This is a genomic window from Caulobacter zeae (assembly GCF_002858925.1).
Lineage (GTDB): Bacteria > Pseudomonadota > Alphaproteobacteria > Caulobacterales > Caulobacteraceae > Caulobacter > Caulobacter zeae.
The window spans coordinates 1-11,319 of record NZ_PJRS01000032.1 but is presented as its reverse complement, the minus strand read 5'-3'; the positions used below and the strand labels follow the sequence as shown (position 1 = coordinate 11,319).

The window sequence follows — 11,319 nt, the reverse complement described above, 5'->3', positions numbered from 1 at the left end:
GTCCAGAACCCTCCCTCACGATACATACCCCTGCCGCGGGGTGGAGCAGCCCGGTAGCTCGTCAGGCTCATAACCTGAAGGTCACAGGTTCAAATCCTGTCCCCGCACCCACACTTTCGCAGGCGCAAGCGAGGTCGATACGTCGGTATCGGCCTTTTTTCATGTCTGCATTTACCACCCATAGTGGTATTTTGGCGACAGGCGGGCCTCCGCGCGCGAATTTTTATGGCCAGCAGCCGCTTCCCGTCGATATTCTCCGTGCAAAGGCCATAGCGCGTGCCGCAGTTTTGCGTCATGAGTTGCTGTGGAAGGACGCGGGCCGGCAATTGGCCCGTCGATTGAGGTTTTGAGGATAAGATGGCGAACGGTGTCGTTAAGTGGTTCAACCCGGCCAAGGGCTTTGGCTTCATTCAGCCCGAGGACGGCGGCCAGGACGTGTTCGTCCACATCGCCGCGGTTGAACGTTCGGGCCTGTCGGGCCTGAACGAAGGCGATCAAGTGGCTTATGAGCTGGAAGAGGACCGCCGCTCGGGCAAGACCTCGGCCGGCAACCTGCGTGTGACCGGCCACGGCGCCGCTCCGGCCGGCGGCGCTCCGCGTCGTCCGCAACGCAGCTTCGACGCCCCGCGCGGCGGCGGCTACGGTGGCGGTGGCGGCGGCGGTGGCGGCACCGGCGAAGCCGGTACGGGCGTCGTGAAGTGGTTCAACAGCACCAAGGGCTTCGGCTTCATCCAGCCGGACAACGGCGGTGGCGACATCTTCGTGCACATCTCGGCCGTCGAGCGCGCCGGCCTGCGCGGCCTGAACGAAGGCCAGCAAGTCGGCTACGAACTCGAGCAGGACCGCCGCTCGGGCAAGACCTCGGCCGGCAACCTGCGCATCCTCTAAGCCTCACGCGCGCCGATCGCTCGCGGTCGGCGCCTGACGCCTGAAATGCAAGAAGGCCCCGCTGGGGCCTCCGTCATCCGCTGGATGGCTGGAGGCGCCGGCGGGGCCTTTTCGCGTTCGCTAGGGTCCGTTCGGGTCAGTAGGCGCCGCAGCACTTCTTGTACTTGCGCCCCAAGCCACAGGGGCAGGCCTTGTTCCGCCCGGCCTTGGCTCCAGGTCGTCCGGAAGGCCTCGCGCCGCCAGAAGGCATGGATCTCCAGAACGGTCTGCGGCAGGAACTCGCCGGCGTTGGCGACGAGCTCTGCCAGGAGGTCGGCGGGAAGGTCCACGAGCGGCTGTTCGTCCTCGTCGGCCGACAGGGCCAGGAGCGGCGTCAGCAGATGGCCGTCTCTCGGAGCTCATGAGCTTGTCCCAGGCCGCGTAGCGCAGGCTGACCGCCAGGAGGAACCCGTCGGCCCAGTCCGAGGCCAGCACCTCGCCTGCTTCGGTCTCGAGAAGGATCGGTTCGAGCGTGCGGGTTTCCAGTCGCCGCCGGATGTCGTCGTACCGGCGCATGATCGCCCCGACGATCTTCTGGGCCTCAAGCCCGTCGCGGAAGTTCGGTTCGGCGCCGCCCCAGACATGCGGCAGCCATTCGGCCGGCATGACCAGCTCCGGCCCGACCGCGAGGCCTGTCAGGAAGCCGTCCAGCTCGCTCAGCAGCAGCGCCGTTTCAGGAACCTCTTCCGACGACAGAAAAGCGTCCAGGATTTCGAGTTCAGGGCTGAGGTCGGCGGGTTCGGGCGACATGGCGGGCCTCGCGCTGGGAAAGCGCGACCTGCGTCGGTGGCGCGTTCGCGCCGGTCGCCGGAAATGTCCCCGACCTTACATGTTCAGCGCGGCGCGTCGAACGCCGGCTGTGGCTTGTTCACACCATTCCGCCCTGGCGCGGTGGAGTGAACAAGCCACGCTCGGTTTAGGCCGTCAGAGCCCTTGCGCCGCGGCGCGTTCGGCGGCGGCCTGGTTCACGGCCAGGGCGGTCATGTTGACGATGCCGCGGGCGGTGACGCTGGGCGTCAGCACGTGCACCGGCCGGCTCATGCCCAGCAGGATCGGACCGACCAGCAGGGCCTCGGTGGCGGCCGTCAGCAGGGTCAGGCTGATATTGGCCGCGTCCAGGGTCGGCATGACCAGGAGGTTGGCCGAGCCCTTCAGGGTGCTGTCGCCGACCAGGCGGTCGCGCAGAGCCTGGGAGAGGGCGGCGTCGGCGTGCATCTCGCCGTCGACCTCCAGCTCCGGCGCGGCGGCGCGAACCATCGACAGGGCCTCGCGCATCTTGCGGGCGGTCGGCGAGTTGCTTGCCCCGAACGAGGAGTGCGAGAGCAACGCCGCTTTCGGCGTCAGGCCGAAGCGACGCACCGACTCGGCGGCCAGCAGGGTCATCTCGGCGATCTGCTCGGCGGTCGGCTCGACATTGACGTGGGTGTCGCAGAAGAACAGCGTGCCGTTGTCGAGGATCAGCGACGACATCGCATAGACCCGGCCGACGTTCTCGCGCTTGGGGATGATCGGCAGCACGTAGGTCATGTGCTGCCACCAGTCGCCGCTGCCGCCGACCAGGGCCGCGTCGACCTGGCCGGTCTGCAGCAGCATCGAGGCGGCGACGGTTCGGCGGCCCTCGACGCGGCGCTTGGCGGCCAGCGGCGGCACGCCGCGGCGTCCGACCAGGGTCTGGTACTGGCCGACGATCGGCTCGAACACCTCGTGGTCGGCCAGCGGGTCGAGGATCTCGACCGAGCCGCCCAGGTCGAGGCGCAGGCCCATCTCGGCGACCTTGGCCTTGATGACGTCGCGGCGGCCGATCAGCACCGGCGCGGCCAGGCCGTCGTCGACCACGGTCTGCACGGCGCGCAGGACGCGCTCGTCCTCGGCCTCGGCGTAGGCGACGCGGACCTTGGCGGCCTTGGTGGCCTTGCGGGCGCGTTCGAACACCGGACGCATCAGCTGGCCCGAGCGGTAGACGAACAGTTCCAGCTCGGCGCGGTAGGCGTCGAAGTCCTCGATCGGGCGCGTGGCGACGCCTGAGTCCATGGCCGCGCGGGCCACGGCCGGGGCGATCTGCAGGATCAGGCGCGGGTCGAAGGGCTTGGGGATGATGTACTGGGCGCCGAACATCGGCGCCGCACCGCCATAGGCCGAGGCGACGACTTCACTGGCCTCGGCGCGGGCGAGCTCGGCGATGGCCTCGACGGCCGCCACCTTCATCGCCTCGTTGATCTCCGAGGCGCCGACGTCGAGCGCGCCGCGGAAGATGAACGGGAAGCACAGGACGTTGTTGACCTGGTTGGGATAGTCGCTGCGGCCGGTGGCCATGATGGCGTCGGGCCGCGAGGCCTGCACCAGCTCGGGCAGGATCTCCGGATCCGGGTTGGCCATGGCCAGGATCAGCGGCTTTTCGGCCAGCAGCGGCAGCCACTCGGGCTTGAAGACGCGAGGGGCCGACAGGCCCAGGAAGATGTCGGCGCCGGGCAGCACGTCGGGCAGGGTGCGCGCGTCGGTCGGACGGGCGTAGCGGGCCATGTTTTCGGGCATGTCCGGATCACGGCCGGCGTGGACTACGCCCTTGATGTCGGTGAGGGTGACGTTCTCGACCGGCAGGCCCATCGACACCAGCAGGTCGACGCAGGCCAGGGCCGCGGCGCCGGCGCCCGAGGTCACCAGCTTGACGTCCTTCAGCTGCTTGCCCTGGACGAGCAGGGCGTTGCGGACGGCGGCGGCGCAGACGATGGCGGTGCCGTGCTGGTCGTCGTGGAAGACCGGGATGTTCATCCGCTCGCGCAGGGCGCGCTCGATGACGAAGCACTCTGGAGCCTTGATGTCTTCCAGGTTGATGCCGCCGAAGGTCGGTTCGAGCGCGGCCACCACCTCGATGAAGCGGTCGGGATCCTTGGCGTCGACCTCGATGTCGAAGACGTCGATGCCGGCGAACTTCTTGAAGAGGACGGCCTTGCCTTCCATCACCGGCTTGGAGGCCAGCGGGCCGATGTCGCCCAGGCCCAGCACGGCGGTGCCGTTGGAGATCACGGCCACCAGGTTGCCTCGGGCGGTGTAGTCGCGGGCCAGGTCGGCGTTTTCGGCGATGGCCACGCAGGGGGCGGCGACGCCTGGGGAATAGGCCAGGGCGAGGTCGCGCTGGGTGGCCATGCGCTTGGTGGCCTCGATCTGCAGTTTTCCGGGCCGCGGCAGCCGGTGGTAGTCCAGGGCGGCTTTACGGAAATCCTCGTCCATCGTCGATCCTTCGCGGGTGTTCTGCGCAGCGCTGTGAAAGCGGGCCGTCTTTTCGCGTTCGTCTCGGGGAGGGAGCGCTCGCGGTCCGTCTGGGCGTGTAGCTACCGGGGTTGGCCGCGCATTTCCAACCTTACGCAGCGTCCAGGGCCCATTTTTTGCGATTCTGCGGCCTGGGCGCGTCGATGCGAGGGCCTTGGACGACCTGCGGTCGAGCGCTGGTAAGTAATAAAAGACTTATATACGCTCAATCGGCGGGCGCGGGGCGCCGCGTGGCTGGGCGAACTGGCGGCCCGGGAGGCTCGCGAGGCCGGCGCGACCGCAGCGGCGCTGGACAGCCGACGCGGGCGGTTCCAGCCTTCGGGGGAAGGCGAAAGAGCGTATGATGATCACCACACCGCAGGGCGCGAGGAAGCAAGAGCGATGAGCGGCCTGACGACCCATGTCCTCGACACCGCCGCCGGGCGGCCGGCCGCCGGCGTGGCGGTGCGCGTGATGCGCCGGATCGAGGGGCCGCCTGTGCTGCTGCTGGCGACGCACACCGACGCCGACGGCCGCGCGCGGCTGGTCGAGGGCGAGGCCCTGGAGGTCGGCGGCTATCGGCTGGAGTTCGAGGTCGCCGCCTATTTCGCCGCCAGCGGGGCCAAGGTTTCGGACCCGCCGTTCCTCGACGTGGTGACCATCGACTTTTCCGTGGCCGACGCGGGCCAGCACCACCACGTGCCGCTGCTGGTGTCGCCGTTCGGCTATTCCACCTATCGGGGCAGCTGAGATGGGCGGGACCATCCGTTTCCTGCTGGACGGCCAGGTGCAGGAGGCCGCAGGCGTGGATCCGACGACCACGCTGCTGGAGCATCTGCGCGGACCTCTGTGCCGGAGCGGAACCAAGGAAGGCTGCGCCGAAGGCGACTGCGGCTCGTGCACCGTGCTGGTGGGCGAGCTGACCACCGGCGACGACCTGGATCCGGTGAACTGGCGGGCGGTCAACGCCTGCATCCAGCTGCTGCCGATGCTGGACGGCAAGGCGGTGATGACGGTCGAGAGCCTGTCTACCCAGACCGCGGCGGGATGCGCGGGCAGGCCGCATCCCGTGCAGCAGGCGATGATCGACAAGCATGGCTCGCAGTGCGGCTTCTGCACGCCCGGCATCGTCATGTCGCTGTACGGCCGGGCCGTCGGCGCCTGCGGGGCCGGCGCGCCGGTCGAGGACGTGCTGGCGGGCAATCTCTGCCGCTGCACCGGCTATGGGCCGATCCTGGACGCCGCCCGCGAGGTGGTGCGCGAGCCTGCGCCCGACGTGGCCGCGCCGCTGAAGGCGATCCAGCGCCAGACCATGCTGACCCTGGCCCACGAGGACCCGGTGCGCGGCGTCACCCGCCGTTGGCTGGCCCCGCGCAGTCTTTCCGAACTGGCCGCCGCCGCCGAGGCCAATCCCGACGCGGCCTTCGTGGCCGGGGCCACCGATGTCGGCCTGTGGGTCACCAAGCTGAGGAAGCCGCCACAGATCCTGATCGACATCGGCCGCGTGCCGGAGTTGAAGACCATCGGCCGGGTTGGCGATGCTTTGCGGATCGGCGCGGGCGTGCGCTATGTCGAGGCCATCGAGACCCTAAGCGCCCGCTATCCGGGCCTGTCCGACATGATGCGGCGCCTGGGTTCGACCCAGGTACGCAACAGCGGCACGATCGGCGGCAACATCGCCAACGGCTCGCCGATCGGCGACATGCCGCCGGCCCTGATCGCGCTGGGCGCGCGGCTGGTGCTGCGCCGGGGCGAGCAGGTCCGCGAGATCCCGCTGGAAGACTTCTTCGTGGCCTACGGCAAGCAGGACCGCCGGCCGGGCGAGTTCGTCGAGGCGGTGATCGTGCCGCGCGGCCCGGCGGGCCAGATCTTCAAGGTCTACAAGCTGTCCAAGCGCTTCGACCAGGATATCTCGGCCGTCTGCGCCGCCTTCGCCATCACCGTGGTCGACGGCGTGGTGATCGAGGCGCGCGTGGCCTTCGGCGGCATGGCCGGCACGCCCAAGCGGGCCGACGCCTGCGAGGCGGCGCTGATCGGTTCGCCCTGGACGCGCGAGAGCGTCGAGGCGGCTGCCGCCAGGCTGGACGAGGACTATACGCCGCTGTCGGACATGCGGGCCTCGGCCGCCTATCGCGCCACGACGGCGCGCAATCTGCTGCTCCGCGCCTTCATCGAAAGCGCTGAGCCCGGCGTGGCGACCAGCGTGCTGGCGGAGGCGGCCCATGGCTGACGCAGGCGCTTCCCCCAAGGTCGAAATGCAAGTCACCCCGTTCCAGGGCGTGCACGCCTCGGTCCCGCACGACAGCGCCCTGCGCCACGTGACGGGAACGGCGATCTATGTCGACGACCTGCCCGAGCCGGCGGGTATGCTGCACGTGCATCTGGGCATGAGCACCCGGGCCCATGCGCGGATCGTGTCGATGGACCTGTCGGCGGTGCGCGCCTCGCCCGGCGTGGTGCGGGTGCTGACCGCCGACGACATTCCCGGCGAGAACGACGTCAGCCCGGTGATCCACGACGATCGGCTGTTCGCGACCGGCGAGGTCTATTGCGTGGGCCAGAGCCTGTTCGCGGTGGCCGCCGCCTCGATCGCCGCCGCCCGCGCCGCCGCCGCCAAGGCCGTGGTCGAGTACGAGGACCTGCCGGCGGCGATCACGATCGGGCAGGCCCAGGCGCTGGACCTGAAGATCGAGGCCAGCCAGCGCATGGCGCGGGGCGATGCGGCCGCCGCGCTGGAAACCGCGCCCAACCGTATCCAGGGCAGGTTCGCGATCGGCGGCCAGGACCACTTCTATCTCGAGGGGCAGGCCTCGCTGGCCACGCCGCGCGAGGAGGGCGACGTCCACGTCTGGTGCTCGACCCAGCATCCGACCGAGGTGCAGCACCTGATCGCCCGCGTGCTGGGCCGGCCCGACCACGCCGTGACGGTGGAGGTGCGCCGCATGGGCGGCGGCTTCGGCGGCAAGGAGACGCAAGCCTCGCTGTTCGCGGCGGCCGCGGCCCTGGTGGCGGTCAAGACCGGCCGGCCGGCCAAGTGCCGGCCCGACCGGGACGAGGACATGGTCATGACCGGCAAGCGGCATGACTTCGAGGTCGGCTACGACGTCGGCTTCGACGACGAGGGGCGGCTGGAGGGGATCCGGCTGGAGCTGGCCTCGCGCTGCGGGGCGACGACGGACCTGTCGCCGGCCATCAACGACCGGGCGATGTTCCACGCCGACAACGCCTACTACCTGCCGGCGGTCGAGATCGTCTCGCACCGCTGGCGCACCCACACCGTCTCCAACACCGCCTTCCGGGGCTTCGGCGGGCCGCAGGGCATGGCGGCGATCGAGCGGGTGATGGACGCGGTGGCGCAGGCCGCTGGTCTGGATCCGCTGGAGGTGCGTCGGCGCAACCTCTATGGCGCCCATGGCCAAGGAGGGGGACGTAACCTCACGCCCTACTACCAGGTGGTGGAAGACAACGTCGCGCCGGAGCTGATCGAAGAGCTGGCCAGGTCTTGCGACTATGAAGCCCGGCAGAAGGTGGTGGACGCTTTCAATGCGGCCAATCCGATCCTGAAGAAGGGCCTGGCCCTGACGCCGGTGAAGTTCGGGGTGTCGTTCACGACCACGCACCTGAACCAGGCCGGCGCGCTGATCCACATCTATGCCGACGGCTCGATCATGCTGAACCACGGCGGCACCGAGATGGGGCAGGGTCTCTACATCAAGGTCGCCCAGGTGGCGGCCGAGGCGTTCCAGGTGCCGCTCGACCGGGTGAAGATCACCTCGACCACTACCGACAAGGTGCCCAACACCTCGGCCACGGCGGCCTCGTCGGGGGCCGACCTCAACGGCATGGCGGTGCTGGACGCGGCCGGCAAGCTGAAGGGGCGGCTCGTGGCCTTCGCGGCCGAGAAGTGGGGCGTTGATTCTTCGCAGGTGGCCTTCACGCCCCAGGGGGTGAAGATCGGCGGCGAGGTGCTGAGCTTCCCGGACTTCTGTCGCCAGGCGTACCTGGCGCGGATCTCGCTGTCGGCCACCGGCTTCTACGCCACGCCCAAGATCGCCTACGACCGCAAGACCCATCGCGGGCGGCCGTTCTACTATTTCGCCTATGGCGCGGCCTGCAGCGAGGTGGTGATCGACACCCTGACCGGCGAGACCAAGGTGCTGCGCGCCGACATCCTGCACGACGTGGGGCGCTCGCTGAACCCGGCCATCGACCTTGGCCAGGTGGAGGGCGGCTTCATCCAGGGCATGGGCTGGCTGACGACGGAAGAGCTGGTCTACGACGCCAAGGGCGTGCTGAAGACCCACGCCCCCTCGACCTACAAGATCCCCACGGCCAGCGACCGGCCGCGCGCGCTGAACGTCAAGCTGTGGGAGCCCGGCCGCAACGCCGAGCCGACCGTCCACCGCTCCAAGGCCGTGGGCGAGCCGCCGCTGATGCTGGCGATCTCGGTGTTCAGCGCGATCACCCGGGCGGTGGCGGCGGTGGGGGATCATCGGGTGATGCCGAACCTCGACGCGCCGGCGACGCCGGAGGCGGTGCTGATGGCGGTCGAGGACGTGCGGAGGCGGTCGGCCGATGCGTGAGGTCGTCCTCCTTGCGCCTCTCCCAGAGGGAGAGGGAGGGACCTACGTCGTCAGGCGTGGGAGGGTGAGGGGTTACACCTTCAGTCGTCTTACCCCCTCACCCTCCCACCGCTGCGCGGCGGGCCCCTCCCTCTCCCCATGGGAGAGGTTTGATTTTGTGGGAGCGGCGTCGTGCTGAGCGCCCACAAGAACTGGGCCCGCGTCGCCCTGTCGCGCCTCGACGCCAACGACAACGCCGCCCTGGTCACCGTGCTGGCCACCGAGGGCTCGGCGCCGCGCGAGGCCGGGACCAAGATGGTGGTCTGGGAGGGCGGCCAGTCGGGCACGATCGGCGGCGGCAATCTGGAACACCAGGCGACCAGCCAGGCGCGGCGGATGCTGACCGGTTCGCAGGCCGCCTTCGCCATCCAGGACTATCCGTTGGGCCCGCTGCTGGCCCAGTGCTGCGGCGGCCGGGTGCGGCTGATGATCGAGCGGGTCGAGGCCGCCAGCCGCGACTGGCTGACCGAGGCCGCGCGCCGGATGGACGCCGACCAGCCGTTCGAGCTGCGCACCCGCTTCGATCCGGGCCTGCTGACCAAGACGATCGCCCCGATCGCGGCCCTGGACGCCGATCCCCCGGCCGTCCGCTTGGGCGGGGCGCCGGCTGCGGCGCGCGGAGCGCGTCCCGAGCTCGGCGACGAGCTGGTCGAGCGCAGCGAGACGCCGCGCCGGCCGCTGCTGCTGTTCGGCGCCGGCCATGTGGGCCAGGCGATCGCCCGGGCCTTCGCGCCGCTGCCCTTCAAGCTGTTCTGGTACGACAGCCGGTCCGAGGCGGCGGAGATCCCCGGCGTCGTCGTGCGCGAGCCCGCCGAGCTGGCGGCCCTGGCCATGGGCGCGACGCCGCAGGCTTACGGCCTGGTCCTGACCCACGACCACGCCCTGGACTACGCCCTGACCTCGGCGGGCCTGGCCGGCGGCGGGTTTGCCTATCTGGGCCTGATCGGATCGAAGACCAAGCGGGCGCGGTTCATGCACCGCCTGCGCGACGACGGCTTTTCCGAGCTGGCGCTGAACCGCCTGACCTGCCCGATCGGCCTGCCGGGGCTGAAGAGCAAGGCGCCGGAGGTGATCGCCGTCTCGGTGGCCGCCGACCTCTTGATGCGGCTGGAAGCCGCCCAGGCCAGTAACGACGAGGGGTTTCGTGCAAGCTTATAGGGCGTCGATCCTCCACCTGATCGGGGATCCGACGGAGAACGGGGAGGCCGTGGCCTTCCACGAGGACGGCCTGCTGGTCGTCGGCGATGGGCGGGTGGTCGCGTGCGGCGACTACGCCGCGCTGGCGCCGGCTCATGCCGATGTGCCGGTCGAGGACCTCTCGGGTCACTGGATCACGCCGGGCTTCATCGACACCCACATCCATTTCCCGCAGGTCGATATCGTCGCCGCGCACGGCGCGCAGCTGCTCGACTGGCTGGAGCAGCACACCTTCCCCGCCGAGGCGGCCTTCGCCGACCCGCAGCACGCCCGCGAGACGGCGGGCTTCTTCGTCGACGAACTGCTGCGCAACGGCACCACGACGGCCCTGGTGTTCGGCTCGGTGCACAAGGGATCGGTCGACGCCCTGTTCGCCGAGGCGCTCTCGCGCGACATGCGGCTGATCGCCGGCAAGGCGCTGATGGACCGCAACGCCCCTCCCGGCCTGACCGACACGGTCGAGGGGGCGCGGGCCGACATGCAGACCCTGATCGCCGACTGGCACGGCAAGGGGCGCCTCGGCTACGCGGTCACCCCGCGCTTCGCCATCAGCTGCACCGACGCCCAGCTGGAAATGGCCGGCCAGGTGCTGGCCGAAAATCCCGGCGTCTGGATGCAGACCCACCTGTCGGAGAACCCGCGCGAGATCGTCGAGACCGCCGAGCTGTTCCCCGGCGCGAGCGACTATCTGGATGTCTACGAGCGGTTCGGCCTGGTGCAGAAGCGCTCGGTGTTCGCTCACTGCGTCCATTTGCAGGGCGAGGCGTTCCAGCGGCTGGCGGCCAAGGACGCGGCGGTGTCGTTTTGCCCGACCTCGAACCTGTTCCTGGGCTCGGGCCTTTTCCCGCTGCCGACCGCCTGCCAGCACGGGGCGAAGGTGGGCATCGGCACCGATGTCGGGGCCGGCACGACCTTCTCGATCCTCCACACCCTGGGCGAGGCCTACAAGGTGGGCCAGTTGCGGGGTCAGGCGCTGGATCCGTTCCATGCGCTGTACCTGGCCACCCTGGGCGGGGCGCGGGCGCTGGATCTTGACGACCGCATCGGCAACCTGGCGCCCGGCAAGGAGGCTGACTTCCTGGTGCTGGATCTTGCCGCGACGCCGCTGCTGGCGCGCCGGTTGGCGGCGGCGAAGGGGCTGGAGGACCGGCTGTTCGCGCTGACCGTGCTGGGCGACGACCGGGTGGTGGCCCGGACGTATCTGGCGGGCGTGGAACGGTGGCGGCGCTGAGCATAGATGCTCCCCCTCTGGGGGAGCTGTCGCGAAGCGACTGAGGGGGGAAGCGCCGCGCTGGCCCCCTCCGGCCCTCTGGGCCACCTCCCCCAG

Annotated in this window: 8 protein-coding genes, 1 tRNA gene and 1 pseudogene; 8 read left to right on the top strand and 2 right to left on the bottom strand. The window is 70.0% G+C overall.

Features of this window, described 5'->3' with window-relative positions; translation table 11 throughout:
- The first annotated feature begins 34 nt into the window (after nt 1–34).
- The 3 genes and pseudogenes from SGCZBJ_RS16025 (at nt 35) to SGCZBJ_RS26155 (ending at nt 888) form a co-directional block, all read left to right on the top strand.
- Nucleotides 35–111 (top strand) — tRNA-Met (locus SGCZBJ_RS16025).
- 246 nt (nt 112–357) lie between these two features.
- Nucleotides 358–561: pseudogene (locus tag SGCZBJ_RS26160) on the top strand (cold-shock protein); the annotation flags it as partial.
- A 132-nt stretch (nt 562–693) separates the two neighbouring features.
- Nucleotides 694–888, top strand: coding sequence for a cold-shock protein (locus tag SGCZBJ_RS26155; RefSeq protein WP_233245359.1), 195 nt, complete (start codon nt 694–696; stop codon nt 886–888).
- 120 nt (nt 889–1,008) lie between these two features.
- Here the strand turns inward: SGCZBJ_RS26155 and SGCZBJ_RS26610 are convergent, their stop codons facing one another.
- Together SGCZBJ_RS26610 and SGCZBJ_RS16005 are read right to left on the bottom strand one after the other, a co-directional pair.
- Nucleotides 1,009–1,677 carry a UPF0149 family protein gene (locus SGCZBJ_RS26610; protein WP_133149273.1) on the bottom strand — a complete coding sequence of 223 codons (669 nt, stop codon included), beginning with the start codon at nt 1,675–1,677 and terminating at the stop codon, nt 1,009–1,011.
- A gap of 174 nt (nt 1,678–1,851) precedes the next feature.
- Nucleotides 1,852–4,155, bottom strand: a complete 2,304-nt coding sequence (locus SGCZBJ_RS16005) for an NADP-dependent malic enzyme (protein ID WP_101718989.1) — start codon at nt 4,153–4,155, stop codon at nt 1,852–1,854.
- 420 nt (nt 4,156–4,575) lie between these two features.
- Here SGCZBJ_RS16005 and uraH point away from each other — a divergent pair, with 420 nt between their 5' ends.
- From uraH to guaD, 5 genes are all read left to right on the top strand, one after another.
- Complete coding sequence (uraH, locus tag SGCZBJ_RS16000) at nt 4,576–4,923, top strand: hydroxyisourate hydrolase (RefSeq protein WP_101718988.1); 348 nt, start codon at nt 4,576–4,578, stop codon at nt 4,921–4,923.
- 1 nt (nt 4,924) lies between these two features.
- Nucleotides 4,925–6,403 (top strand): xanthine dehydrogenase small subunit, encoded by a 1,479-nt coding sequence (gene xdhA / locus SGCZBJ_RS15995; RefSeq protein ID WP_101718987.1) that lies wholly within the window; start codon nt 4,925–4,927, stop codon nt 6,401–6,403.
- The gene (xdhB, locus tag SGCZBJ_RS15990; protein WP_101718986.1) at nt 6,396–8,756 is read left to right on the top strand and encodes a xanthine dehydrogenase molybdopterin binding subunit; all 2,361 of its coding nucleotides are present in this window, start codon (nt 6,396–6,398) and stop codon (nt 8,754–8,756) included. Before xdhA ends, xdhB begins: the two co-directional genes overlap by 8 nt.
- Before the next feature lie 174 nt (nt 8,757–8,930).
- Nucleotides 8,931–9,953 carry a xanthine dehydrogenase accessory protein XdhC gene (xdhC, locus tag SGCZBJ_RS15985; RefSeq protein WP_101718992.1) on the top strand — a complete coding sequence of 341 codons (1,023 nt, stop codon included), beginning with the start codon at nt 8,931–8,933 and terminating at the stop codon, nt 9,951–9,953.
- The gene (gene guaD, locus SGCZBJ_RS15980) at nt 9,940–11,223 is read left to right on the top strand and encodes a guanine deaminase (protein ID WP_101718985.1); all 1,284 of its coding nucleotides are present in this window, start codon (nt 9,940–9,942) and stop codon (nt 11,221–11,223) included. Before xdhC ends, guaD begins: the two co-directional genes overlap by 14 nt.
- The last annotated feature ends 96 nt before the right edge of the window (nt 11,224–11,319 follow it).

What these genes read in the sequence shown, in the direction of transcription:
- SGCZBJ_RS26610 (WP_133149273.1), bottom strand. Translation starts at nt 1,677, where the DNA reads ATGTCGCCCGAACCCGCCGACCTCAGCCCTGAACTCGAAATCCTGGAC.
- SGCZBJ_RS16005 (WP_101718989.1), bottom strand. Translation starts at nt 4,155, where the DNA reads ATGGACGAGGATTTCCGTAAAGCCGCCCTGGACTACCACCGGCTGCCG.
- uraH (WP_101718988.1), top strand. Translation starts at nt 4,576, where the DNA reads ATGAGCGGCCTGACGACCCATGTCCTCGACACCGCCGCCGGGCGGCCG.
- xdhA (WP_101718987.1), top strand. Translation starts at nt 4,925, where the DNA reads ATGGGCGGGACCATCCGTTTCCTGCTGGACGGCCAGGTGCAGGAGGCC.
- xdhB (WP_101718986.1), top strand. Translation starts at nt 6,396, where the DNA reads ATGGCTGACGCAGGCGCTTCCCCCAAGGTCGAAATGCAAGTCACCCCG.